23 protein-coding genes are annotated in these 25,487 nt (G+C 68.0%); 11 read left to right on the top strand and 12 right to left on the bottom strand.

What is annotated here, in order from left to right:
- Window positions 1–45: 45 nt before the first annotated feature.
- Genes HNR20_RS26150 through HNR20_RS26135 form a run of 4 tightly spaced genes read right to left on the bottom strand, consistent with a single transcriptional unit; the run spans window position 46 to window position 5,713 of the window.
- A complete protein-coding gene (locus tag HNR20_RS26150) occupies window positions 46–1,305 on the bottom strand; it encodes an extracellular solute-binding protein (RefSeq protein ID WP_184184972.1) in 1,260 nt (419 codons plus the stop codon).
- 21 nt (window positions 1,306–1,326) lie between these two features.
- Window positions 1,327–3,963, bottom strand: a complete 2,637-nt coding sequence (locus HNR20_RS26145; RefSeq protein ID WP_184184969.1) for an alpha-L-rhamnosidase — start codon at window positions 3,961–3,963, stop codon at window positions 1,327–1,329.
- The gene (locus HNR20_RS26140; RefSeq protein WP_184184966.1) at window positions 3,960–4,781 is read right to left on the bottom strand and encodes a carbohydrate ABC transporter permease; all 822 of its coding nucleotides are present in this window, start codon (window positions 4,779–4,781) and stop codon (window positions 3,960–3,962) included. Before HNR20_RS26140 ends, HNR20_RS26145 begins: the two co-directional genes overlap by 4 nt.
- Window positions 4,778–5,713, bottom strand: coding sequence for a carbohydrate ABC transporter permease (locus HNR20_RS26135; RefSeq protein ID WP_229687313.1), 936 nt, complete (start codon window positions 5,711–5,713; stop codon window positions 4,778–4,780). The genes HNR20_RS26140 and HNR20_RS26135 overlap by 4 nt, the downstream gene beginning before the upstream one ends.
- 242 nt (window positions 5,714–5,955) lie before the next feature.
- Between HNR20_RS26135 and HNR20_RS26130 the strand changes: the two genes are divergently transcribed.
- Complete coding sequence (locus HNR20_RS26130) at window positions 5,956–6,987, top strand: LacI family DNA-binding transcriptional regulator (RefSeq protein WP_184184964.1); 1,032 nt, start codon at window positions 5,956–5,958, stop codon at window positions 6,985–6,987.
- A 198-nt stretch (window positions 6,988–7,185) separates the two neighbouring features.
- Window positions 7,186–8,058, top strand: a complete 873-nt coding sequence (locus tag HNR20_RS26125; protein ID WP_184184961.1) for an alpha/beta hydrolase — start codon at window positions 7,186–7,188, stop codon at window positions 8,056–8,058.
- On the opposite strand, the gene HNR20_RS26120 is transcribed toward HNR20_RS26125, so the two are convergent.
- Window positions 8,039–8,416: a hypothetical protein gene (locus tag HNR20_RS26120; RefSeq protein WP_184184958.1), complete on the bottom strand. Its 378-nt coding sequence runs from the start codon at window positions 8,414–8,416 to the stop codon at window positions 8,039–8,041. The genes HNR20_RS26125 and HNR20_RS26120 overlap by 20 nt on opposite strands.
- A gap of 178 nt (window positions 8,417–8,594) precedes the next feature.
- Between HNR20_RS26120 and HNR20_RS26115 the strand changes: the two genes are divergently transcribed.
- The 4 genes from HNR20_RS26115 to HNR20_RS26100 all read left to right on the top strand — a co-directional run bounded on the left by HNR20_RS26115 (window position 8,595) and on the right by HNR20_RS26100 (window position 13,493).
- Complete coding sequence (locus tag HNR20_RS26115) at window positions 8,595–9,749, top strand: aldo/keto reductase (RefSeq protein ID WP_184184954.1); 1,155 nt, start codon at window positions 8,595–8,597, stop codon at window positions 9,747–9,749.
- 166 nt (window positions 9,750–9,915) lie between these two features.
- Window positions 9,916–10,626 carry a flavodoxin gene (locus tag HNR20_RS26110; protein WP_184184951.1) on the top strand — a complete coding sequence of 237 codons (711 nt, stop codon included), beginning with the start codon at window positions 9,916–9,918 and terminating at the stop codon, window positions 10,624–10,626.
- 444 nt (window positions 10,627–11,070) lie between these two features.
- On the top strand, window positions 11,071–12,300 hold the full coding sequence (locus HNR20_RS26105; RefSeq protein WP_260321896.1) for an aldo/keto reductase: 1,230 nt from the start codon (window positions 11,071–11,073) through the stop codon (window positions 12,298–12,300).
- Window positions 12,301–12,614: 314 nt separating this feature from the next.
- Complete coding sequence (locus HNR20_RS26100) at window positions 12,615–13,493, top strand: helix-turn-helix domain-containing protein (RefSeq protein ID WP_194510802.1); 879 nt, start codon at window positions 12,615–12,617, stop codon at window positions 13,491–13,493.
- A gap of 41 nt (window positions 13,494–13,534) precedes the next feature.
- Here the strand turns inward: HNR20_RS26100 and HNR20_RS26095 are convergent, their stop codons facing one another.
- Window positions 13,535–14,413: a helix-turn-helix transcriptional regulator gene (locus tag HNR20_RS26095; protein WP_184184945.1), complete on the bottom strand. Its 879-nt coding sequence runs from the start codon at window positions 14,411–14,413 to the stop codon at window positions 13,535–13,537.
- A gap of 254 nt (window positions 14,414–14,667) precedes the next feature.
- Here HNR20_RS26095 and HNR20_RS26090 point away from each other — a divergent pair, with 254 nt between their 5' ends.
- From HNR20_RS26090 to HNR20_RS26070, 5 genes are all read left to right on the top strand, one after another.
- Window positions 14,668–15,705 (top strand): zinc-dependent alcohol dehydrogenase family protein, encoded by a 1,038-nt coding sequence (locus HNR20_RS26090; protein ID WP_184184942.1) that lies wholly within the window; start codon window positions 14,668–14,670, stop codon window positions 15,703–15,705.
- Between the two features lie 17 nt (window positions 15,706–15,722).
- On the top strand, window positions 15,723–16,556 hold the full coding sequence (locus tag HNR20_RS26085) for an oxidoreductase (RefSeq protein ID WP_184184939.1): 834 nt from the start codon (window positions 15,723–15,725) through the stop codon (window positions 16,554–16,556).
- Between the two features lie 181 nt (window positions 16,557–16,737).
- A complete protein-coding gene (locus HNR20_RS26080; protein WP_229687315.1) occupies window positions 16,738–17,136 on the top strand; it encodes a DUF2255 family protein in 399 nt (132 codons plus the stop codon).
- A 15-nt stretch (window positions 17,137–17,151) separates the two neighbouring features.
- Entirely contained in the window at window positions 17,152–18,039 is an 888-nt protein-coding gene (locus tag HNR20_RS26075; RefSeq protein ID WP_184184936.1) for an aldo/keto reductase, read from the top strand.
- A 66-nt stretch (window positions 18,040–18,105) separates the two neighbouring features.
- Window positions 18,106–19,089 (top strand): aldo/keto reductase, encoded by a 984-nt coding sequence (locus HNR20_RS26070; protein WP_184184933.1) that lies wholly within the window; start codon window positions 18,106–18,108, stop codon window positions 19,087–19,089.
- A gap of 396 nt (window positions 19,090–19,485) precedes the next feature.
- On the opposite strand, the gene HNR20_RS26065 is transcribed toward HNR20_RS26070, so the two are convergent.
- The 6 genes from HNR20_RS26065 to HNR20_RS26040 form a co-directional block, all read right to left on the bottom strand.
- On the bottom strand, window positions 19,486–21,672 hold the full coding sequence (locus HNR20_RS26065; protein ID WP_184184931.1) for a heavy metal translocating P-type ATPase: 2,187 nt from the start codon (window positions 21,670–21,672) through the stop codon (window positions 19,486–19,488).
- Between the two features lie 366 nt (window positions 21,673–22,038).
- Window positions 22,039–22,803 (bottom strand): ABC transporter permease, encoded by a 765-nt coding sequence (locus tag HNR20_RS26060; protein WP_184184927.1) that lies wholly within the window; start codon window positions 22,801–22,803, stop codon window positions 22,039–22,041.
- Window positions 22,800–23,612, bottom strand: a complete 813-nt coding sequence (locus HNR20_RS26055) for an ABC transporter ATP-binding protein (protein WP_184184924.1) — start codon at window positions 23,610–23,612, stop codon at window positions 22,800–22,802. The genes HNR20_RS26060 and HNR20_RS26055 overlap by 4 nt, the downstream gene beginning before the upstream one ends.
- The gene (locus tag HNR20_RS26050) at window positions 23,609–23,989 is read right to left on the bottom strand and encodes a DUF1048 domain-containing protein (protein ID WP_184184921.1); all 381 of its coding nucleotides are present in this window, start codon (window positions 23,987–23,989) and stop codon (window positions 23,609–23,611) included. The genes HNR20_RS26055 and HNR20_RS26050 overlap by 4 nt, the downstream gene beginning before the upstream one ends.
- Before the next feature lie 2 nt (window positions 23,990–23,991).
- A complete protein-coding gene (locus tag HNR20_RS26045; protein WP_184184918.1) occupies window positions 23,992–24,339 on the bottom strand; it encodes a PadR family transcriptional regulator in 348 nt (115 codons plus the stop codon).
- A 276-nt stretch (window positions 24,340–24,615) separates the two neighbouring features.
- Window positions 24,616–25,413, bottom strand: coding sequence for a GNAT family N-acetyltransferase (locus tag HNR20_RS26040; protein WP_229687331.1), 798 nt, complete (start codon window positions 25,411–25,413; stop codon window positions 24,616–24,618).
- Between the last annotated feature and the right edge of the window lie 74 nt (window positions 25,414–25,487).

Below are 25,487 nucleotides of genomic sequence, written 5' to 3'. Positions count from 1 at the left end.
GCGGCGGCCTCCGTGCCGGGGCAGGGCACGGAGGCCGCGGGGTGGCTACTCGCCCTTCTTGTATTCGGTGTCCATGTCCTTGAGCACGTCATCCGCCGTGGCCTGGTTGCTGAAGACCTCCTGCAGGCCACTGAGCATGGTTTGCTGCACCTTGGCGTTGGGCCACAGCTGGTCCATGAACGGCACGGTCTTGTTTTCCCCGACGAAGGTGGTCAGTTGCTTGAGTCCGGGGTCGACGGTGGTGCCGGCGTCGGGCAGGGTCGGCAGGCTGCCCTGCTTCTCGTTGAACAGCTTCATGCCCTCGGGCGACATGACGTAGGTGATGAATTTGAGCGCCAACTCCTTGTTCTTGGCCTTGGCGTTGACGCCGTAGCCCGCGCCCGCGGCGGCTGGCATGAGGAAGGTGGCGGCGTTGTCGGTGGCCGGAAGCGCGGTCATCGTGAACTTGCCGTTCGGGTTCTTACCCTTGAGCAGGGTGATGATCCAGTTGCCCTGGATGATGCCGAGCGTCTTGCCGGTCGCGGCCAGGGTCTGGCTGGCCTCGTAGCTGGTGCCCAGAGGGTTCTTCTGGAAGCAGCCGGCCTTGTCCATCTCGGTGTACTTGGCCATCGCCTGGGTCCAGGCGGAGCCTGCGAACGTGGTCTGCCCCGCCGCGAGTTTGGTGTTGAAGTCCTTGTCCTGGCCGAAGACGACGGTGGCGGCGAGGGCGTAGAGCACGAGCTGGGTGACCCAGTTGTCCTGGATGCCCAGCGCATAGGCGGGGGTGCCCTTGCCGGCGGCGTCGCGGCAGAAGCTCATCAGATCCGTCCAGGTGGTCGGCGCCTTCAGGCCCGACTTACTCAGGGCTTCGTCGTTGTAGACCGCGCCGATGCCGTTGAGCCCGAACAGAGCGTTGTAGGTCTTGCCCTCGTACTGCGCGACCTGCTTGAACGAGTCGGGCAGTTTCGCCGCCCACGGTTGGTCGGACAAATCAAGCAGATAGCCGGGCTTGGACAAGACGTACGTCGCACCGGGGTTGCCGTTGCCGGGCCACACGGTCATCACGTCGGGCGCCGTGCCGGAGGACAGTTGGGTACGGATTTGGGCCTGGTACTGGTCGGCGCCGCTGGTCGTGAAGTTGACCTTCACGCCGGGGTTGGCGGCCTCGAACGCCTTGACGACGTCCTCGATGGAGCCCTGGTCGACCGAGGCGAGCGTCAACGTGTTCTTGTCGTCGCCGCCGGCGTTGGTGCCGCTGCTGCACGCTGCGGCCAGAGTGACCGCTGTCAAGGCGGAGACCAGTGCCGCAAATCTACGAGTCTTCATGATCGCTCCTGCGGTTGGAGATCAATAAGAGGTGGCGGTGAACGTGTACCGGCCGGACGTCAGGCGCAGGGTGGCCCCGCGGGCGGACGGCACGGCCGTGACGGGAGCGTCGTCGTGACGGACGCTGCCCGGGTCGGGGGTGGGAATCTCGAGGACGGCGGTGCTGCCGGGCGGCACCGCGACCTCGACGGTGAGCTGGCCACCGTCGAGGTCCCAACCGCAACAGACCAGCCCACGGGCGGTCTGCTGCGCGGCGCGGGCCCAGGTGAGCGTGCCGCCGGGTGTGGGCCGCAGCAGGAGCTCTTTGTAGGCGACCGAGCCGGGTGCTTGGTCGATGCCCGCGACGCGGCCGAAGAGCCAGTCGCCGACGCTGCCGAGGCTGTAGTGGTTGAAGGAGTTCATCGCGGCGGACTGGAACCCGCCGTGCTCGGTCCAGCCGTCCCAGCGTTCCCAGATCGTGGTGGCGCCGTGCCGGATGGAGTAGCCCCAGGACGGGAACTCCTGCTGGTGCAGCAACGCGTAGGCGAGGTCCTCGCGGCCGTGCTCGGTCAGCACCGGGCACAGCAGCGGCACCCCGACGAACCCGGTGGTGAGCCGGTTTCCACGCTTCTCCACGTCGGCCGCCAGGTGATCGGCCGCCGCGGTTCTCAGCTCTTCCGGCAGCAGATCGAAACCCAGGGCCAACAGGTATGCGGTCTGGGTGCCGCCTTCGACGGTGCCGTCGTGGCCGACGTACGCGTCGACGAAAGCTGAGCGGATCTTGTCGTGCAAGGCCCGGTACTCGCCCGCCTCGGGCCGCCCGAGCACATCCGCGGCGTCGGCGACGATCCGGGTGCTGTGGGCGAAGTAGGCGGTGGACAGGACGTCGCGCGGGGTTTCGGCGTCGACCTGCAGCCAGTCACCGTACGAGTTGCCGGTGCGGTGCCGCCACAGCAAGTCGGGGTTGTGTCGCCGGATGTGCTCGACCCAGGCGGCCATCGCGTCGAAGCTGCGCTCGAGCGTGCGCCGGTCGCCGTAGGTGCGCCACAGCAGCCAGGGAATGATGACGCCGGCGTCACCCCAGGCCGGGGCGCCTTCGCGGTCGAGCACCATGATCGGTGCGACGTCCCGGAAGGCGCCGTCGGCGTTCTGCCCGTCGACCACGTCGCGCAGCCAGCGGGCGAAGAACGCGGACACGTCGGCGTTGCGGGTCGCGGTAGGCGCGAAGACCTGGGCGTCGGCTAGCCAGCCGAGCCGCTCGTCGCGCTGCGGGCAGTCGGTGGGCACCGCGACGGAGTTGCCCCGCTGCCCCCACACGATGTTGGCCTGCAACTGCTCGACCATCGGGTCGGAGCAGGTGAACGTCCCGGTGAATGCGGTGTCGTTGTGCAGCACCCGGGCAATCACGTCGTCTGGGTCCAGCTCAGCGGGATAGCCGCTGATCTCGGCATAGCGGAAGCCATGAAAGGTGAACTGGGGCTCGAACACCTCGTCGCCGCCGGCGGTGACGTACGTGTCGGTGGCCGCGGCTCGGCGCAGATTGTCGAGGTAGAGCTCGCCGTCGGCGAGGACCTCGGCGTGGCGCAGCACGATCCGCCGGCCCGGCTCGGCACCGCGGACGCGCAGCCGCACGCGACCGACCAGATTCTGGCCGAAGTCGACGATGACGCGGTCCTCGCGGTGGTCCACGATCGTCGCGGGTAGTTCGGCGGTGATGCGTATCGGATCGTCGGGTTCGGCGACCAGTGGGCCGGGCTCCGTGTCGAGCACGGCGACGAGTTGGAAACCGTCGCCATCCCACGAGGACCGGCGGGCGTCGACGAACTGTCCCATCAGCAGGTCGGCCGCGCGGATCGGACCCGGCCGCTCGCCCCAGCCGCGGTCGGTCACGATCACCTGCCGGGACCCGTCGGCGAAGTCCAGGACGAGTTGAGCCAGGTAGGCTGGCGTGACGCCGTAGTGCCGGGCGGGTTGGCTCGGGTCGAAGCCGACGTGGCCGCTCCACCATCCATCGGCGACGATCGCGGCCAGGACGTTGGTCCCGACGTGCACCTGCTCGATGACGTCGTACGTCTGGTATTGCAGACGACGGTGATATTCGGTCCAGCCCGGAGCGAGCTCGAGTTCGCCGACCCGCTGCCCGTTGAGGCTGGGCTCGTAGACGCCGCGCGCGGTGGCGTACAGGCGGGCCCGGACCGGCTGCGCCGAGATGTCGAACGATTGCCGTAGGTACAGGGGCGCTGCGGCGGGATCGGGGAAGGATCGTTCCTCGTCGGTGGGCGGGTCGACCAACGGCAGGTTGACCGGGTCGCGGCCGATCCACACGGCGCTCCAGTCGTCGCGATGCAGCAGTCCGGTCTCGAACCAGGTCTGTGCGGCACCGGACGCCGCGCCGAACTCGTCCCAGGTCTCGACGCGCCAGTGGTAGCGGGTGGCCGACTGCAAGGCAGGGCCGTCCCAGGCGACGAGCAGCGTGTCGTCGCTCATTCGACGCCCGCTGTCCCAGATCAGCCGACCGGGCTCGTCCAGGTCTCGCCCCCGCAGGGCGGCGGTGATCCGGAACGCGGTCTGAGCGGCGCCACGACGGTCGCTGCGCAGTTTCCAGGAGAGGCGCGGGCGGGTTTCGCCCAGCCCGAGCGGCTCGGTGAGCTGTTCGGTCGTCAAGCCGTACGGAGTCATCCCTTCAGCCCTCCCGCGAAGCCGTTGATGATGCTGCGCTGCAGCGCGAGGTAGACCGCCAGCACCGGCACGATGCTGATCAGCAGGGCGGCAAAGATGAGGTTCCAGTCCGAGACGAACTGACCGACGAAGCCCGCGACGGCCACCGGAACGGTCTGCTGGTCGCTGCCACTTAGGTAGAGCAGCGGCGTGAAGAAGTCGTTCCACACTGCCACGGCGTTGAGCACCAGCGCGGTGACCGTGATCGGCTTGAGCATGGGCAGCACGACGTAACGGAACGTCTTGAAGGGGCTGGCTCCGTCGATCGCGGCGGCATCCTCGAAGTCGCGGGGCAAGGCGCGCAGGAAACCTACGTACAGGAAGGTCGTGAACGGCACCTGGAGGCCGGCGTAGAAGAGCACGAGCGACCAGACCGAGCCGAGCAGTCCAAGGTCCCGGACCGTCTGGTAGAGCGGCAGCGACGCCAGCTGGAACGGCAGGATCAGACCCAGCATGATCAGCAGAAAGGTGCCGCGTGACCAGCGGGCCGTGCTCCTCGCCAGCGGGTACGCGGCGAGGGCCGACACGGCCAGCACGATGAGCACGCTGACGGTGGTGACCAGCACACTGTTGATCAATGCGCCGCCGAGACCGGCCTCGCGCCACGCGCCGGTGAAGTTGTCGAACGTCGGCGACGTCGTCGGGCGGATCGGCGACGACGTGTCCGAGGGTTGCCGGATCGCCAAATTGACCAGCACGTACACCGGGAAGGCGAAAACGATGCCGACAGCGACCATCACCATCTCGAGGACGAACGTACGTTTCGTGTAGCGGTTCATGACGCCGCCTTCTCGTTGCGGTTGAGCACGGCGAACTGACCGGCAGAGACGACCGCGACGATGACGGTGAGCACGACGGCGAGGGCGATGCTGTAGCCGAAATCGCCGAGGGTGAAGGCGTCTTTGTAGATCAACGTCGAGATGGTGTCGGTGGCGTGCCCCGGACCACCACCGGTGAGCGCGTAGACCTGGTCGAACAGCTTGATCCCGCCGATGATCGACAGCATCAGATTGATGGTGATGGCGGGCGCCAGGAGGGGCCGGACGATCGACCAGAAGCGGCGCACGGCGGCGGTGCCGTCGATCGCGGCGGCCTCGTAGATCTCACGGGGAATCGACTGCAGCCCGGCCAGGAAGATGACCATCGAGTAGCCCGAGAACTGCCACACCACGACGAGAACGACCATCCAGAGCGCGAGGTCCGGGTCGCCGAGCCAGTCCTGCTGCCAACCGTCCAGTCCGACCGTGCCGAGCAGGCTGTTGACCGCGCCGTCGGGGCCGAGCAAGTTACGCCACAGGTAGGCGGTGACGATCGGCGTGATCACCGCGGGGGCGAACAGCAGCACCCGCAGGAAATTCCTCGTCTTGATCATGCTGTTGACACCGAGGGCGAGCAGCAGGCCGATCCCGTTCTGGATGAACGTGATGGCCACCGCGACCAGCAGCGTGTGCCACACCGCCTGCAACGCATCACCGTCGTCGAGCATGTCGATGAAGTTGCGCAGGCCGATGAACGCGAAGTCCGGGTCGAGGCCGTCCCAGTCGGTGAAGGCGTAGTAGACGCCGCGGGCACTGGGCACCAGCACCACGAACGCGAAGAGCATAAGCGCCGGCAAGATGAACCACCACGGCGGCGCGACCCGGCTACGCCGCCGTGGCGGCTGGGCGGAAACGGCCCGGCCGGGAGGGCGAACCTTAAGATCAGCTGTCACGAGAACCCTCTTGAATGAATCGTTTCAACAAGCCTGTTGACTGGGCTTCCTTCAAAGAAGAGCAGGGGAGGGGTGTGCCGTGTGATGTGAGCAACGTTTTCCACGATGTTTCGCCGACACTACGAGCAGATGCCAACCCCGTCAAGACCGCCCGTGGTCAACGTTATTCAAGGGCTACGCAGGTTCTGCTAGAGCCCCGCCCGCTCTAAGGTGGGTAACGTTTCTCGCGCTTAGGAGCTCGCATGCACCCATCCCGCCGCGTCACGATCATCGACGTCGCCCGGCACGCCGGGGTGTCCACCACTGCCGTCTCCAAGGTCATGCGCAACGCGTACGGCGCCAGCCCAGAGATGCAGGTCAAGGTCCGCGCCGCCATTGAGGAGCTCGGCTACCGGCCCTCGGCCGCAGCCCGGGGCCTGCGCGGGCAGACCTACACGATCGGCGTGATGCTGCCCGAGATGCGCAACCCGTTCTTCGCCGACATCCTCGACGGCGTCACCGAACACCTCGACGGCACCGACTACCAGGTGCTCATGGCCGCCTGCTGCAACGACGAGGCGGGCGAAGTTCGGATCACCGAGGCAATGATCGACCGGAGCATGGACGGCGTCATCCTCATCGCCCCGATCTCCTCACGCCGCCACCTACAAAAGGTCGCCCGCGCCGTGCCCACGGTGGTGGTCGGCCGGCACGGGCACTCCCCCGACTACGACACCGTCACCGACGACGACTTCGCCGGCGCCGGGCTCGTCGTCGACCACCTCGTCACGCTCGGCCACCAGCGCATCGCCCACATCGAACACGCCGAAAGAAATCCCGTACGCCTCAAGGAGATGCCGAACGCCCAACGCGCGGACGGCTACCGCCACGCCATGCAGGCCCACGGACTCGGCGACCACATCGACATCGTCTCTACGACCTACACCCAGCAAGGCGGCTACCTCGGAGCCCAGCAGCTCCTGGCCCGCCCGCAGCGCCCGACCGCCATCTTCGCCGGCGCCGACATCGTCGCCATGGGGGTGCTCGACGCCCTCACCGAGGCCGGACTGTCCGCGCCCCAGGACATCTCCGTCGCCGGGTACGACGACACCATGTTCGCCGCCTTCGGTCCCATCTCCCTGACCACCGTCGACCAGGCCGGACACCAGATGGGTGTCAACGCGGTCCGACTGCTGCTCGATCGCGTCGCCATCCGAGGCAGGCCGACCGCCCAGATCAAGCTCTTCCCCACCCTGGTCACTCGGCGCACCACCGCCCCGATCGTCTCCCCTTGAGATCGAGGAGACTTCGAGACCGTCGAGCGTGGTGATGCCGACGCGCGAGCTCACGCGGCCTCGCTTTCGACGCGACGGCACCCGGCGCTCAGGAATCGTGGAGAGCGACGGCGCCATGGCGCCGTCGTCGACGAAAGGGGCGCCTGACGTCGCCCAGCACACACCAGCAGCGATGCGACCTCGAAAGGCAGCCTTGTCGTGAGTGTTTCAACGACGGCACGAAGAATTACCGGCCCGCACGGTGAGATACCGCTGCGCGTCTACGCACCTACGGCAGGCGAGCTGTCAACCAGTCCTCGACGGGGTCTGGTGTGGGCGCACGGGGGCGGCTTCGCCGGAGGCGACCTCGACATGCCTGAGAACGACTGGGTCGCTCGACAGCTCGCGCGACGGGGACTCGTGGTCGTCACGGTGGACTACCGGCTCTCGCCGCTACCGGACGGCGAGAGCACCGGGGTGCCGGAGGTGCGGCGTTTCCCTTACCCGGTCGCGTCCGAAGAGGTGACCGCGGCCTTCACCTGGGCCACGACCTCCGACCCCGCTGTCCCCGCCACCAGTTGGGCCCTCGGTGGTGCCAGCGCGGGCGGCAACCTGGCCGCTGGCGCGGCGCTGCGCCTGCGTGACACCGGCGGCCCACTTCCCGGTGCGTTGGTGCTGGCGTACCCAGTGCTTCACGCCGCATTGCCGCCGGTGCCGCCGGAGCTGGTCGCCAAAGTGCGAGCCCTACCGCCACCATTCAACTTCGGAGCCGAGCAGATCGCGGAGATGAATCTGGCCTATGTGCAGAAGCCGGACGCCTTGGCCGAAGCCTACGCGTTTCCCGGCGGCCATGACCTGTCCGGGCTTCCGCCGGTCTTCATCCTGAACTGCGACTCCGACAGCCTTCGGGCGTCCGGACAGCAGTTCGGCGCCGAACTCGCTGCCGCGGGCGTCGAAGTCGTCGTGATGCGTGAGCCCGGCACCCGGCACGGCCACCTCAACGATCCGGACGATCCGGCGGCGTCGCGCAGCATCATCCGGATCGCGGACTGGCTGACCCGATTCAGCCTTCTCAGTCCGTCCCGGCAATAGCCGCAACGACGCCTGCCCGGTAGCCGCCGCTGCACGGACCCCACGGCAACGTCCGCCACCGGGCACGTTGCTCAGCCATCCAGCTTTGAGGTCCTTGACCTCGGATTTCGTCGCTCACCCACGCAAGGCTGTCCTCGGTGGGTCTCGGCGGCAGGTCGACTGACGCCGAGACCCACCCGTACGGGGCGGCGTTCGAGCCGAGCGACAGCTGCGCCACCGGGTCGCTGATCAGCAGGTCGCCGGACCAGATGGCACGGTCGCGCTTCGCGCCGTCGAAGATGACTGGCACGTTGAAGCACGATGCGACGCCGGTCGGCACCATGTCGAGCTGGGCGGTGTAGGCCCCGGCGTACCACATGCGGTTGAGCTGGTCGTCGCTGGACTTATACCAAGCCGTCGCGGGTTCTGCATGGGCCTAACCGTGATGTGGGGGTTGCTGTCGTTACCCCTCTCAGCAGGGGCTCCCTGATCGTCGCAACCGGGGGTTGCATGGGACTGCGAAACCTGCTCCTGTCGCGACAACGAGAAGGTGCTCAATGTCTGACAACAACAGCAGCCGTCGCCGGTTTCTGGTGGGTGCGGCCGCCCTAGCCGCAACTCCCACAGTGGCCGGCCTCGCCGGTCCCGCTCCCGCGTCGGCCGCCGGCCGTGACGGCACGGTTGGAAAGGTCACCACGCTGACCAGCCGCCGCCGGCTGGGCCGCCTCAAGGTCTCGAGCATCGGGCTGGGTTGCCAGACCATGACCGGGAGGCTGTATGGGCCGGTCAGCAGCCGCGAGGACATGATCAGGATCATTCGGACGGCCGTTGACCAGGGCATCACCCTGTTCGACACAGCCGAGGCGTACGGGCCGTTCGAGTCCGAGCGCATCGTCGGTGAGGCCCTGCGGCGGGTGCGGGACCGGGTGGTGATCGCGTCGAAATTCGGCTGGAACATCGACCCGGACACCGGCCAGCAACTCCCGGGTCTGAACAGCCGCCCGGAGCACATCAAGCGCGCCGTCGACGGCATGCTCGGACGCCTGAGGACCGACCACATCGACCTGCTGTACCAGCACCGCGTGGACCCCGCGGTGCCGATCGAGGACGTGGCCGGGGCGGTCAAGGACCTGATCAGGGCCGGGAAGGTGCGGCACTGGGGGTTGTCCGAGCCGGGCCCGCTGACAGTACGCCGTGCGCACTCGGTGCAGCCGCTGGCGGCGATCCAGAACGAGTACAACCTGATGTGGCGCGGCGCCGAGCAGCAGATCCTGCCCCTGTGTGAAGAGTTGGGGATCGGATTGGTGTGTTGGGCCCCCCTGGCCTACGGCTTCACCACCGGCACGATCAACCCGTACACCCGTTTCGCCCAAGGGGACTTCCGTGCGTTCGTGCCGCGCAACTCGCCGGAGAACATGACCGCCAACATGCCCCTGGTGCAACTGCTGTCGCAGTGGGCCGTCCGCAAGGGCGCGACGCCCGGACAGTTGTCGCTGGCCTGGCTGCAGGCGCAGAAGCCGTGGATCGTGCCGATCCCGAGCGCCACCCGCACCTCGCACCTGCTGGAGAACATCGGCACCGAAGAGGTCACCTTCACCCCCGACGAGCTGCGCGAGTTCACCGCCGCGCTCGACGCGGTCCAGATCCACGGCGAGCGGTTGCCAGCGGGAGTGCTCGCACTGTCGGGCATCGAGGCGCCCCTGCCGCGCTGACACACACCGACGGCGGGCCGGGAGGCCGCGATGCCCCCCGGTCTGCCCCGCTTCAGTGTGCTGCCCCGGACCCGGCAGCGGTTCTGGGGCCGGGTCCGGGGCAGCATTTTGCTGGTCCACGACTCGCGACGAGTCATTCACCTAGCATTTGGTACAGGGAGGGCTGATGGATGCGAGGAGCACGTACCCCCGCCGCGCGCTGCTGCGAGGCGTCCTTCTCGGCACTGCCGCGACGGCGTCCGGTCCGGTGCTGAGCGCCTGCGCCGATTCACCACAGGCTGCTCCGTCGCCGGCGCCGACCTCGGCCAACAGCGCGTCGCGCAGCGCTCCGGCCTCCTCCTCGTCGTCGGGCAGCAGGGTGCTGCTGGCCTATTTCTCCCGCGCCGGGGAAAACTACTTCAACGGCGGCCGCCGCCGCTTGACCGTCGGCAACACCGAGGTCGTCGCGGGCATGATCAGCCGGCTCATCGGATGCGACGTACACCGCATCGAGGCCGCCGACCCCTACCCCGACGACTACGAGCCGACCGTCGCCCGCAACGTGCGGGAACAGAACGCCAACGCCCGTCCGGCCATCGCCAATCCACTCGACTCGATCGACCGCTACGACACGATCCTGCTCGGCAGCCCGATCTGGAACGTCCGGGCACCGATGATCATGACAACGTTCGTCCAGGACCTGACCTTCACCGGCAAGACGGTCCACCCGCTCACCACACACGCGATGAGCGGACTGGGAACCACCGAACGCGACTACGCCGCCACCTGTCGGGGTGCGACTCCCGCCGAGGGCTTGGCCGTGCGCGGCGAGGAGGTCGCCAACGCCGAACCTGACCTCACGGCCTGGCTGCGCCGCATCGGCCTGCTCACCCGCTGACCCACCCGAGCATTATCGCCAGGCTGCGCAGTGGGGCGGGTCGCGGACACCAATCCGGCCTCTCCGCCCTCACTGGAGGTATCGGTGTCGTGGTTCCGTACGGGGTGTCCCACTCGGTCTCCCGCACCAACGTGTTCGAGCGATACCGTCGCTAGACGTGGCCGCCGGGCTCCCCCGGAGCAATTCGCCAACAGCCATGCTCCTCGCTGCCCAAAGCCGAGCGAGACAAGTCGGCGAGTCAAAGCGGGGAAGGCACACCCAGTCAATGGAACCCGACCGAGAGACAAGGGCAGCGGTCTGTAGATCACCAATCGGGGCATAGTCCTCGATCGACTCAGACACGCCCCCTCCCCTAGTCGGGATCCACAGGCCTCTCAAACCTCACGTGGGGGTCCCTGCTTGTACCCCTCTCAGCAGGGGCTCCCTCTTCGTCCGAGATGGAGGTTGCATAACACGAAGTTGCGCCCCCGGATCGTTGACGACGAGAGGTGCCGTATGTCTGAGAAGAGAAACAGCCGTCGCCGGTTCCTGCTGGGTGCGGCCGGCATTGCCGCGGCTCCTGTTGTGGCAGGGGTGGCCGGTTGCACCTCGAACGAGGAGCCGTCCGCCGATCGCACTTCCGCGCCTACCGGCGGTGGAGGCACGGTCGCCACGACGGCGACCACGCTGGCCGGCCGCCGTCGGCTGGGTCCGCTGGAGGTCTCCAGCATCGGCTTGGGCTGCCAGACGATGCCCGGAAAGCTGTACGGGCCGGTCAGCAGCCGCGACAACATGATCACCATCATCCGCGCGGCTGTCGACCAGGGAGTGACCCTGTTCGACACCGCCGAGGTGTACGGGCCGTTGGAATCCGAACGCATCGTCGGTGAAGCCCTTCAGCCGGTTCGTGACCGGGTGGTGATCGCGACGAAGTTCGGCTTCGAGGTAAACCAGCAGACCGGCGAGCGAGGCGGCCTTAACAGCCGTCCCGACCACATCAAGCAGGCCGTCGACGGGATGCTTCAGCGCCTGCGCACCGATTACATCGACCTGTTGTACCAACACCGGGTCGACCCTCAGGTGCCGATTGAGGACGTGGCGGGCACGGTCAAGGAGCTGATCACCGCCGGTAAGGTCCGGCATTTCGGCCTCTCCGAGCCTGGCCTGCAGACGATCCGCCGCGCTCATGCGGTGCAGCCGCTGACGGCGATCCAGAACCAGTACAACCTGCTGGCGCGCGACCCGGAAGACCAGGTCCTGCCGCTGTGCGAGGAGCTCGGCATCGGCTTCGTGCCCTGGGCGCCGCTCGCGTACGGCTTCACCACCGCCACAATCAATCCCACCACGCGATTCACCGAGAACGACTTCCGGGCGAGTGTGCCCTGGTTCTCGCGGGAGAACATCACGGCCAACATGGCGGTGGTGCAATTGCTGCAGGACTGGTCCGTACGCAAGGGCGTCACACCCGGGCAGTTGTCGCTGGCGTGGCTGCTGGCTCAGAAGCCGTGGATCGCGCCGATCCCGAGCGCCACCCGCACCTCGCACCTGCTGGAGAACATCGGCACCGAAGAGGTCACGTTCACCGGTGATGAGCTGCGAGACTTCACCGCTGCGCTGAACGCGATCCGGGTCCAGGGCGAGCGAGTCCCGGCTCCGGTCCTGGCTGGCACGGGAGTCGAAGCGCGCAGGCCGTGACCTGCGCCCGGTCACTGACCTTGTGTGCACTCCCACGGGGGCGCGTCGGCCACGACAATCCTGGCGGCGTCCGTGGTCACGTGGACGTCCACCTTAGGGCCGGTCTCCAACACGGCGACCGCGGCGGTAAGGCACGCGAGCGCGGCGACCAGGGCAGTTCGCATTCGCGTGGCACGGCTCCTGACGTCGGGCCCATCGCCGATGGAAGGGCCATGATCCATGAAAGCCGTCGGTCCGGCAGCCAGGGAGTCCCTGTCGAAAGGTGTACGGACAGGGCCTCCCTCGCGCCGGCGGGCCTTCGTAACGTGGGCAACGTGGACAACGGCACTGCGATCCGCGACTTTCTGATTTCCCGCCGTGCGCGCATCAGCCCGCAGCGGGCGGGCCTGTCGACGCGCGGCATCCGCCGGGTTCCCGGGCTGCGCCGTTCCGAGGTCGCCGCTCTCGCCGGGGTAAGTCTCGAGTACTACACGCGTCTGGAGCGCGGCAACCTTGCCGGGGTCTCCGACAGCGTCCTGAACGCTGTCGCCCGGGCTCTGCAGCTCGACGAGGCCGAACGCACCTTCTTGGCTGACCTGGCCCGCAACTGCGGACCGGCAACCCGTCGCCCTCACCGGAAGCCGCACGGCGCTGCGGTGCGCCCGAACCTGCTGCGCATGCTGGACGCACTCAACGGTTCACCCGCGTTCGTGCTCAACGGCAGCGCTGACCTGATTGCCGCCAACACTCTCGCCCGGGCCTTGTTCGCTCCGCTCTACGAACGCGCCGACCCACCCAACCATGCCCGGTTCGTGTTCCTCGACGGCCGGGCCCGGCAATTTTGGATCGACTGGGACCGGATCGCCGACGACACTGTCGCGCTGCTGCACGTGCAGGCCGTCCGCTGGCCGTATGACAAGGCTTTGGCCAATCTGATCGGGGAGCTGACCACTCGCAGCGATCTGTTCCGTGTCCGGTGGGCACGCCACGACGTGCGCGCCCACACGACGGGGATCAAGCGCCTGCACCACCCGGTGGCAGGCCCGATGGAGCTGACCTTCGAGGTGCTGACGCCGGCCGCTGACGACGACCAGGCGCTGGTGGTGTATGGCGCCGAGCCGGGCAGCGCCACCGCGGACGGCCTGCGGCTGCTCGCCGACCGGGTAGCGACCCGCGGCGAACAACCCGACGATCGTGACACTGGGCGTATCTGAGGGATGCCGTGACCAAGCCGTGAGCCAGGAACCGGCCGCCGTCAGTCTCTCGCCGGAGCGGTTTTGGCCTTCTGGGTCGCGGCCCAGGTGGCGAGCAGTTCGAGGCCGTCGCCGGAGGGGGTGCCCGGCTCGGCGGAGTAGGTAAGGATCGTCAGCCCGTCGTTGCCGGGCAGCTCGAGCGCTTCGAAGGCCAGGTCCAGCTCGCCGATGGCGGGGTGGCGGAGAAGCTTGGTGCCGTGGCGGTGGACGTAGACGTCCTGGGCGGCCCACATGGTCCGGAAGGGTTCGCTGCGCATGGACAGCTCGCCGATCAGGTTCATCAGCTGCTGGTCGTCCGGGTTCTGAGCAGCCGCGATGCGCAGCGCGGCGACGGCGGAGTGGGACACCTGCGCCCACTGCGGATAGAACGCCTGGGCGTGCGGGTTGAGGAAGTTGAATCGCATCGAATTCACCGGCAGAGTCGCCCCAGCGGCGAACATGGGTGCGTAGAGAGCCATGCCTAGAGGATTTGCGGCCAGGATGTCGAAACGGTGGTTGCGCAGGAACGCGGGCACGCCGGTCATCGAGTCCAGAACCCGGCGGATCGCCGGCCGGATCTCGGGAGTCTTGTCGCGGCGGGCGCGAGCGCGGGCCGGCTGGGGCCCCGCGGCGCGGGCCAGGTGGTGCAGGTGCGCGGTCTCCGTCTCGTCCAGTCGCAGCGCGCGCGCAACGGCGTCCAGGACACTTTCGGAGGCACCGCTGAGGTTGCCGCGTTCCAGACGGGTGTAGTACTCGACGCTGACCCCAGCCAGGGCGGCAACCTCGCCGCGGCGGAGTCCGGCGACTCGGCGGCTGCCGTACGCGGGGATACCGGCCTGTTCCGGGGTGACCTTCGCGCGACGGGAGGTCAGGAACGCCCGCACCTCGCTGCTGTTGTCCATAAACCAAGGTTAAGCAATTCACCTGGCGCGAAAGGGTCACTGTCATTACCCCTTTACGTGGTGCCTCCCTGCTCGCCAGCGGCAGGAGTTTCCTGGACAAGGAGATCCAACCGGAATTTTGTCGGCACCCTCTCCAACCTGCAGTGGGTCATCACCGATTACACGCTGATGTCCTCCACGCTCCTGCTGTTCGCCGTCATAAGCCGCCCCGATCGGGGCAGGCGCTCTCCATCACTACGAGGAAAGAACTCATCATGCGTGCCACTCTCTACGGCGGCCCTGGCGACATCACCGTCGGCGAGCGCCCTGACCCGCACCTCGAGAAACCCACGGACGCGGTCGTGCGCGTCACGCTCGGCTGCGTTTGCGGCTCCGACCTGTGGTACTACCGCGGTGTCAACCCGCACGCTCTGGGCCCGATCGGCCACGAGTTCATTGGGGTTGTCGAGCAGGTCGGCGTTGACGTGACCACCGTACGGCCGGGGGATCTGGTCGTCGCGCCGTTCACCTTCTGCGACGGCACCTGCGCCAACTGCCGGGCCGGCTGGACCGGTAACTGCCTCAACGGCGGTTCGTTCGGCAACCACGGCGTCGACGGCGGCCAGGGCGAGTACGTCAAGGTTCCGTACGCCGATGCGACGTTGGTCAAGGTGCCCTCCGGCGACTACTCCGACGCGGTGATGAAGTCGTTGGTGGCTGTGTCGGATGTGATGTGCACCGGGCACCACGCCGCCGTCAGTGCCGGTGTGAAGCCCGGAGACACCGTCGCGGTGGTCGGTGACGGCGCGGTGGGCCTGTGCGCGGTGATCGCGGCCAAGCGTCTGGGCGCGGAGCGGATCATGTCACTGAGCCGTAACCCGGTCCGCCAAGCCCTCGCCCGGGAGTTCGGCGCGACCGACATCATCGCCGAGCGCGGCGACGACGCCATCAAGCTGATCATGAACATGACCGGAGGACTCGGCGTCGACGCCGCCCTCGAGTGCGTGGGCACCGGCCAGTCGATGGCCACCGCCTTCGGTATCGCCCGGGTCGGCTCGATCGTCGGCGCCGTCGGGGTACCGCACGACTCCACCGTTCCGCTGCAAACGGTCATCTTCCACAACGTCGGCCTGCGCGGCGGTGTCGCCCCGGCCCGCCGCTACATCCCCGAGTTGCTCGACGACGTCCTGCACGGGCGGATCAACCCAGGGCGGGTCTTCGACTACGAAACCGGCCTGGACGACATCAAGGACGCCTACGACGCGATGATCGACCGCCGCGCCACCAAGGCGCTCGTCCGCATCGGCGTTTGACCGCGGAGAGGAACCACATGACCACCTGGTTGATCACCGGCTGTTCCAGCGGCCTGGGCCGCGCCCTCGCCGACGCGGTTCTCGCCCGCGGCGACAACGCCGTCGTCACCGCCCGCGACGCGTCCACGGTCAAGGACCTCGCCGACAGCCACCCCGAAACGGCTCTGGCCGTCGCCCTGGACGTGACCGACCCGGCGCAGGTCACCGCCGCCGTCGAGCAGGCCGAGGACAGTTTCGGCAGCATCGACGTGCTGGTCAACAACGCCGGCTACGGCTACCGCGCGGCGGTCGAAGAAGGCGTTGACACCGACGTGCAGGAGTTGTTCGCCACGAACTTCTTCGGCGCGGTAAACGTGATCAAGGCGGTGCTTCCGGGCATGCGGACGCGGCGCAGTGGCACGATCGTGAACATCTCCTCGATCGGAGCGCGCTCCTTCAACCCCGGCTCCGGCTACTACTCCGCCAGCAAAGCAGCGCTCGAAGGCATGTCCGCCACGCTGCGCAAGGAGGTCGAGCCGCTCGGGATCAGGGTCACCACGATCGAGCCCGGCGCCTTCCGCACCGACTTCGCCGGTCGGTCGCTGACCCAGTCAGCCACGGTCATCAACGACTACGCCGCTACCGCCGGCAAGCGTCGCAAGGAGAACGACAACACCCACGGCACCCAGCCCGGCGACCCGGCCAAAGCCGCCAAAGTCCTGATCACCGCCGTCGAAGCCGGCCATCCACCGGCCCTGCTGCTGCTCGGCTCGGACGCGGTGAAAGTCATCGGCGATGCCCTCGACAGCCAACGCGCGGAGCTCGAGGCCTGGCAGGAGCTGAGCGTCAGCACCGACTTCCCACAAGAGTGACGCCGACGACGGTCACGAGCACTCGCCGCACCATTGTTGACCGGCCGGTCCCCGGCTCGAAGCTGCGCTGGGGGACTCTGCCGGTACCCCTTTCGGCAGAAACTCCCTGCAACCCGAACACCGATGTTTGCTGACACCAGGCTGGGTACGTCACTTGTCGGAAGGGCCTGGAGGAAGAGTTGTGGAACCCGAAGTTGTGACGACGTCCTGGACAGGCGAAGAGCTGACCACCATCGGCCGCGCTGAGGAGCTGCAGCTCGCGTCGCGGCGCAGCGACGGCACACCCAGCCGGTGGGTGACGATGTGGGTTGTCCGCGCCGGTGACGAGCTGTACGTCCGCTCGGCCCGCGGCCCAGCCAACGCCTGGTATGCGCGGGCGGTGTGCGCCGGCGCGGGGTGTATCCGCGCCGGCGGCCTGGAACGCGACGTGGTGTTCACCAAGCCCGCCAGCCCCGACGTCCATGCCGCCATCGACGTTGCCTACCACACCAAGTACGACCGGTACGGGCCCACCATCGTGGGTTCCGTCGTGGGAGAGAAAGCGCACGGGGTCACCCTCCGCCTGCTCCCCCAGAACTGAGAGGAAACGCTTTCCATGTCCACCGCTTCGCAGCTGACGCTGAACAACGGCGTCACGATTCCCCCCATCGGCTTCGGTGTCTTCCAGACCCCGCCGGACGAGACCCGCGACGCCGTGCAGGCGGCCCTGTCGACCGGCTACCGGCTCATCGACACCGCCGCCGCCTACGGCAACGAGCGCGAAGTCGGCGAGGCCATCACCACGTCCGGCGTCGACCGTTCCGATGTCTTCATCGAAACCAAGATCTGGATCAGCGACTACGGGTACGAGCAGACCCTGCACGGCTTCATCAAAAGTGCCCGCAAGCTGGGCGTCGACCAGATCGACCTGCTCATCCTGCACCAAGCCCTGCCGGCGCAGTTCGACAAGACCCTCGACGCGTACCGCGCCCTGGAGAAGCTGCTGGCCGACGGCAAGGTCCGCGCCATCGGCGTCAGCAACTTCATGGTCGAGCACCTGACCCGCCTTCTCGACACGGCTGCCGTCGTGCCGGCGGTGAACCAGTTCGAGGTGCACCCCTATTTTCAGCAGCGCGAGGTGGAGGCCTTCGGTGCCCAGCACGGCATCCTGTCGCAGGCGTGGTCGCCGATCGGCGGCGTTACGTTCTACCGCGACGGCGAGCACACCAGCACGCTGCAGGACCCGGTGATCGGGGACATCGCCACGGCGCACGGCAAGACGCCCGCGCAGGTGATGCTGCGCTGGCACCTGCAGCAGGGCCGCTCGGCGATCCCGAAGTCGACCAAGCCGGCCCGGATCGCGGAAAACTTCGGCGTGTTCGACTTCGAGCTCACCGGCGAACAGCTCGCCGCGATCGACGCCCTGGACACCGGCAAGCGCGGCGGCCCCGAGCCGGAGGCCATCACCCTCGAGAGCTTCGGCCGCGAGATCCCCGAAGCCTGATCCAACCGACCCCGCTGCCCGCCGAGGCAGCGGGGTCTTCGACGCAGCACAACACGGAGGAACACCATGCGTACCGCGAAGCTCAATGAACTCGAGGTCACCCGCATCGGCCTTGGCGCGATGGGAATGTCACACGGCTACAGCGGCGCCGGCAGCGACGACGCCGAGTCGATCCGCACCATTCACCGCGCGATCGACCTCGGCGTCACCCTCATCGACACCGCCGAGGTCTACGGCCCCTACGTCAACGAGGAACTGGTCGGCAAGGCCCTGCAAGGCCGCCGCGACCAGGTCGTGCTGGCCACCAAGTTCGGCCTGATCTCGCACACCGGCCGTGGCGCCGGAAAGCCGGACAGCACCCCGGACAGCATCCGCAGCGCAGTGGACGGCTCACTCAAGCGCCTCGGCACCGACCACATCGACCTGTACTACCAGCATCGGGTCGACCCGGACACCCCGATCGAGGACACCATGGGTGCCCTCGCACAGCTCGTGCAGGACGGCAAGATCCGGTACGTCGGCCTGTCCGAGGCCTGGGTCGACACCATCCGCCGCGCACACGCCGTGCACCCGGTCACCGCGCTGCAGTCGGAGTACTCGCTGTGGACGCGCGACCAGGAGGAGATCCTGCCGCTGCTGCGCGAGCTCGGCATCGGCCTGGTCGCGTACTCCCCCCTCGGCCGCGGCTTCCTCACCGGCGCCCTGCGCACCCCGGCCGACGTCGAGAAGCTCGACGACGGCGACTTCCGCAAGAACCACCCGCGCTTCACCGGGGAGAACTTCCAGCGCAACCTGCGCCTAGCCGACCAGGTGAAGGCAGTCGCCGATCAGGTCGGCGCCACCTCGGCCCAAGTGGCACTGGCCTGGCTGCTGGCCCAGGGCGACGACATCGTTCCCATCCCCGGCACCAAGCGGGTCAGCCGGGTGCAGGAGAACGCCGCCGCGGACGCCGTCACGCTCACGCCCGAGCAGATCGTGACCCTCACCGCGCTGCCCGTTGCCGAAGGTGGCCACCACACCGACGAGCAGATGCAAATGATCGAGCGTTAAACCACGCCGGCTAGTCCCGTCAGAGCTACCGGATTGTCCGGGCAGCGCTCACGATCAGCATGGAAGCACCCGGTCGGGGCTCGACGCCTCCTTGGGACGCGGCCGCAGGGCCTGCTCTACGATGGCGGCGCTGTGGTGCAGCCCGAGCGCAGCGTCCCCGTCGGGCGATCTTTTCGCGATGGCTAGCCGGCAGCTCGTGATTCACCTTGGCAGCCGGCGGCCAGTGATTCTGCGCGACTGGGCCAGTTACCGGTCGACCGGCGGCCCAGTACGGGCCGGCGGGAGCGCGCAGACGGCCAGGGCCATCTCGGCAACGACACGCGGCGCGTCGATCGGATCAAGCCTTCCTGCCGCGACGTCGCCTGCTCGTGCGGGCGAGCAGGAGCGTGCCGAGGGCTACCGTCCGCGCTTCAGACCTGAATCATCCGGGTGGCGGAGCTGCACGCGGCGCAGCAGTTGGGCGTTGAGCGCGACCACGATCGTCGAGGCGGACATCAGCACCGCGGCGACCGCGGGACTCAGGCTCACTCCGGCCCAGGCCAGAGCACCGGCGGCCAGCGGCAGGGCGACGACGTTGTAGCCGGCGGCCCAGGCCAGATTCTGGATCATCTTGCGGTACGAGGCGCGCGAGAGCCGGATGACTCCGGTGACCCCGCGCGGGTCTGAGGAGGCGAGCACGACACCCGCGGATTCGATCGCGACGTCGGTGCCGGCGCCGATGGCGATGCCGACGTCGGCGCGGGCCAGCGCGGGAGCGTCGTTCACGCCGTCGCCGACCATTGCCACCCGCAGCCCTCGGCGTTGCAGCTCGCCGACCGCCTCGTCCTTGTCGGCGGGCAGCACCTCGGCGAACACTTCGTCCTCGCCGGGTCGGAAGCCCAGGTCGGCGGCGACCGCCTCGGCGACCGGCCGCGCGTCCCCGGTGATCATGACGATCTTGCGGATGCCCTGTTGGCGTAGGTCGGCGATGGCTTGGCGTGCCTCGGGGCGGATCTGGTCTTCGAGGGCGAGGGCGCCGATGACGTGTGCCTGGTCGCCGTCGAGACGCAGCAGGTGCAGTACGGCCGCTCCCCGTCGGGACCACTCGGCCCGGTGCTCGTCGAGGTCGCCGGGCGCCGTGGCGCCGAGTTCGCGCAGGAGGGCGGGTCCGCCGACGGCGTAGCTGACGCCGTCGACGTCGGCGCGCACCCCGCGGCCGGTCAGCGACCGGAAATCGGTCGCGGTTCGCCGGGTGCCCTGCTGGGCGGCGGCGGTGACGATGGCCCGTGCGAGGGGGTGTTCGCTGTCGGCCTCGACCGCCGCCGCGAGGGCCAGTACGTCGGTTTCGCTGACGTCGCCGGTGGCGGCGACACCGGCGACGACGTGCTCGCCGCGGGTCAGGGTGCCGGTCTTGTCGAACAGCACCGTGTCGATGGTGCGCATGCGCTCCAGGGCGAGGCGGTCCTTGACCAGGATGCCGCCCTTCGCGGCCACGGCGGTCGACAGGGCGATCACCAGCGGGATGGCCAGCCCCAGCGCGTGCGGGCAGGCGATCACCAGCACCGTGACGGTGCGGACGACGGCCTCGTCGAGGTTGCCGACCAGTGTCCAGATCAGCAGCGTCGCGGCGGCGGTGGCGGTGGCGATGTAGAACAGCCAGGCCGCGAACCGGTCAGCGAGGACCTGTGCCCTGCCGCTGGACTGCTGGGCCTGCGCGACCAGGCGTTGGATGCCGGCCAGGGCGGTGTCCTCGCCGATGGCGTCGACGCGTACCCGGATGGCCGCGTCGGTGGCGACCGTGCCCGCCACTACCCGGTCGCCGCGTTCGCGGCCGACCGGCCGGGACTCGCCGGTGATCATCGACTCGTCCACCTCCGCGCGGCCGTCGGTGATGCGCCCGTCGGCCGGCACCCGCCCGCCCGGACGGACCAGGACCACGTCGCCGACGCCCAAGTCGCTGACCCGCACCTGTTCGGGCTGACCGTCACCGCCGAGGCGTTCGGCGTCGTCGGGCAGCAGAGCGGCCAGGGCCGACAGGGCGCCCCGGGCCTGGCCGATGGCCTTCATCTCCTGCCAGTGCCCGAGCAGCATGATCGTGACCAGAGCTGCCAGCTCCCACCAGAAGTCCAGGTCGAACACGCCCAGCGCGGTCGCCGCCGAGGCCACGTACGCGACGGTGATGGCCATCGCGATCAGCAACATCATCCCCGGCGCCCGGTCACGGACCTCCCGCACCGCGCCCTGCAGGAACGGCCACCCGCCGTAGACGAACACCACCGTGCCCAGCACCGGCCCCACCCAGTCGACGCCCGGAAAGTCCAGCCGATAGCCGAACCAGTCCATCACCATGTGACTGGTCACCACGATCGGTACGGTCAAGACCAGACTCAGCCAGAACTTGCGGCGGAACACCTCCGGGTCATGCCCGGCGTGCTTGTCATGCCCGCCGTGCTCGCCAGTGCCGGCATGGCCGGCGTGGGTGCTGGCCTGAACAGGCTGCCCGCCCAGGCCCTCGCGACTGCTTCGATGACCACCGTGGCCGCCGTGTCGGTTCACCGCCTCACCCGGGGATTGCATCGGATGGTGCTCGTCCTCGTGCGACATCCTCATCGCCTCCTCACCCTCAACATACCCCCCGGGGGTATGGCCGTCCAGGTGTGTCGACGTTCCGCACGTCACCCACGTGAACTCAGCATCTGTCCGCGACAGGGCGGCTTCGGAGCCCAGCCGGTCGGGGTTGTCGCCAGCGGTGGTGAGCAGTTGGGCGGCGACGTCGGGACCGACACCAAACAGGGCCGAGGTGCGGGGCGCTGTTTCCGGACGATGGGGGCCACCTGCCGGTCGAGGGCGGTGATCTCCTCGGTGAGCGACTCAGCCCTCGGCCAGCCTGATGCCGCGCTCAGAGTGGCAGACCTGCGCAGGGGACAGCGCCGCATCCATACAGATGCGGCGCTGTCATCTTGCGATCGGCTAGCTGATCTTCTTGCGGTAGATCGCTGTCGCGGCGACGTAGGCGGCCACGAGCATGCCGGCGCACCAGACGAGGGCGATCCAGATGTCGTTGCCGACGGGTTGCTGCGCGAAAAGCACACGGAGGGTATTCACGATGGACGTTACCGGCTGGTTCTCGGCGAACCAGGCGACCGGGCCAGGCATCGAGTCGGTGGGGACGAACGCCGAACTGATGAAGGGCAGAAAGATCAGCGGGTAGCTGAAGGCGCTCGCACCGTCGACGGTCTTGGCGGACAGGCCCGCTATCACGGCGACCCAGGTGAGGGCGAGGGTGAACAGGATCAGGATGCCGGCGACGGCGAGCCAGTCGGCTACGGATGCGCCGGTGCGGAACCCCATGATCAGCGCGACGCCTGTGACGATCACGATCGAGGCCAGGTTGGCGACGAGTGAGGTCAGGACATGCGCCCATAGCACGGACGGTCGTGGGATCGGCATCGACTGGAAGCGCTCGAAGATGCCGCCCTGCATGTCGAGGAACAGGCGGTACGCCGTATAGGCGATGCCACTTGCGATCGTAATGAGCAAGATACCCGGGAGCATGTAGTTGATGTACGACTCGTCGGTTCCGGTGTTGATGGCACCGCCCAGCACGTACACGAAGAGCAGCATCAGCGCGATCGGGGTGACCGCCGTGGTGATGATGGTGTCCGGGCTGCGAAGGATGTGACGCAGCGAGCGGCCGGTGAGGGTTGCGGTGTCGCTGAGGACGTGGGCGGTCATCGGGATTCCCTTCCTGCGGGCATGGCTGCCTCGTCGGCGGTGTCACTGGGGTCGGCGACGAGGGCGAGGAAGACGTCCTCGAGGGTCGGCTGCTTCTCGACGTACTCGACCTTGGTGGACGGGATGAGTCGCTTCAGCTCGGCGAGAGTGCCGTTCTGGATGATCGTGCCTTTGTGCAGGATCGCGATCCGGTCGGCGAGCTGCTCGGCCTCGTCGAGGTACTGGGTGGTCAGCAGGATGGTTGTGCCATCGTTGGCGAGCTGCCTGACTGCCTGCCAGACCTCGATGCGGGCCTGCGGGTCGAGTCCGGTAGTCGGCTCGTCGAGGAACACGATCGGCGGGTTCCCGACAAGACTCATCGCGATGTCCAGCCGCCGACGCATGCCGCCCGAGTACGTCGCCGCCCGGCGATTCCCAGCATCAGTGAGCGAGAAACGGGCGAGCATGTCGTCGGCGATCGCACCCGGATTCTTCAGATGGCGGAGCTTCGCGACCAGGACCAGATTCTCCCGGCCGGTGAGCACTCCGTCGACCGCGGCGAACTGGCCGGTAAGGCTGATCGACTTGCGTACGTCGCCCGGGGCCGAGGAGACGTCGAAGCCGTGGACTGTCGCGGTGCCGGTGTTGGCCTTCAGCAACGTCGACAGGATCCGCACCAGCGTGGTCTTTCCGGCGCCGTTCGAGCCGAGCAGAGCGAAGATGCTCCCGGCTGCCACGTCGAAGTCGACGCCCCGCAGCACGTGCAGGTCCTTGTAGGACTTCGTGATGGCCTGCACCCTGATCGCGGGTTCGCGCGTACTGGTGGTCATGCGCTCTTCTCCTCGCCATTGTCGCCTGCGGCGGCGTCGATCGCCTTCCGGAGGCGAACGCGTTCCTTGTCTATCCACTGCTTGCCGGCGTACGCCTGCAGGAATGTCTCGGCGAACTCGACCGGGTCGTCGCCGACGATCGCGCGGACCGGTGTTCCGTCGGCGACCGCACGCTCCCAGAGGTCGACGAAGTCGCCGAGCATCGTGATGAGCGTGTCGCCGTCGAGGATTCCTCCGTGGTACATGAAGTACCGCTGAAGAGCCTCGGCCGCGTTGCGATAGGGCCCCGGCAGAGCCTCGATCCGGGCCATGTGGTGCTTGTACTGCCTCTTCTGATCGAGTGACCCGACAAGCGTCTCGATCCACTTCGCGGCCATGCTCATGCTCCTTCGTCGTGTTGGTTGTCGTTGTGGTGGAGTTGCTCGATGCGTTCCGCGAGGACGCTCCACGTCCTCCAGAACTCGGCGAGTTGCTCTCGCCCCTTCGCGTTGAGCGAATACACCTTCCGCGGGGGCCCTTTCGCGGAGGGGACCTTCTCCACGTCCACGAACCCGCGCTGCTCGACGCGGACGAGCAGCGCGTAGATGGTGCCTTCCGCGATGTCCGAGAATCCGCGGTCGCGCAGCCACGCGGTGATCTCATAGCCGTATGCGGGCCTGCCGGCCAGGATCGCCAGGACTATGCCTTCGAGAGTGCCCTTCAGCATCTCTGTCATCTGGCTGCCCATGCCCTCATCCCCTCGCTACCAAGCGACGCTTACTACCGGTAGACTGTATCGCTAGCTACCGGTAGATAGCAACACCGACTACCGAGGGATTTCAGAACGGGGCCACGCGACACCGGAATCCAGCGACGACGGTGCGGGCTCGGGGGGCGAAGGCCCACTGCGATCAGACAGAGTGCGAGCAGCGTGAGCCATCTTTTTTGGCCGTTTCATGACAAACCTTCCTTCGGTAGTGCGCGGCGGCTTCGGTGCCACCCGGTTCTGGGGTTGCGGACGCGACTACGGCAGGGCGAGCTCGTAGCGGCGTGTTCGATCGGAAGGGCGGAAACCGAAGTGCTCGCGGACAGCGAGCAGGTGGGTATCGCCCTCGTCGGTGAGAGTCTCGATCTCGTCGACGTGCGGGTGGACCTCACGCAGTCGTTGGATGAGAGCGGCGTTGACCCAGACGCCCAGCCGCCGTCCGCGATGGTTGGGGAGCACCGCGGGCCCGTACTGGCGGGCGCGGTTCGGGGAGAGCGCGCCGACGACCGCTACCGCGTAGGCCGCTAGGTCGCCGTCCGCCTCGGCGGCGGTCAAGACAGCATCACCGGTACGGCCCGGACTGTGGCGCAATTCCTCGACACGGAGCATGGCCGGAAGAATCCCGGTCCGGTGGATCAGTCGGTATCCGGAGGGCTCTGCGTCGACCATCTCACCCAGCCAGGCCCAGTGAACATCGCAGTAGGTGAGGAGGTCGAGGCGCGTGGATCCGGCGTGCCGGAACCCGTGCCGAAGACAGAACGCCTCCCCCGGCGCACCCGCGGCGACGTCCGCGAACAGGCGAGGCTCGGCGGTGTACGCCCGGACGGTGGCCAGCAGCCGTGAACCGATGCCACGACGCCGCCACTCCGGCTCCACGTACAAGGTCAGCTCGGAGGCACCCGGCCGGGTGACGGGGGTCGGAGCCGGCAGGAGGTCGTGCCAGAACGGGATGATCGGCCGCAGGGCGGCCGACCCGGCCACGGAGCCGCCTGGCACCACGGCCTGCCACCGCGAGACACCGGGGCAATCCGGCACCGCCACGATGTCGCTCAACATTTCGCTCACGGAACCTACGATCGCCGCACGCGCGGTGCGCAACAACGCCAAAGATCGAACCGCCGGTTAAGCCG

Origin of the sequence: Micromonospora parathelypteridis (genome assembly GCF_014201145.1) — a bacterium.
Lineage (GTDB): Bacteria > Actinomycetota > Actinomycetes > Mycobacteriales > Micromonosporaceae > Micromonospora > Micromonospora parathelypteridis.
Note: the sequence above shows the minus strand (reverse complement) of the source record. Positions and strands in the feature narration are given on the sequence as shown.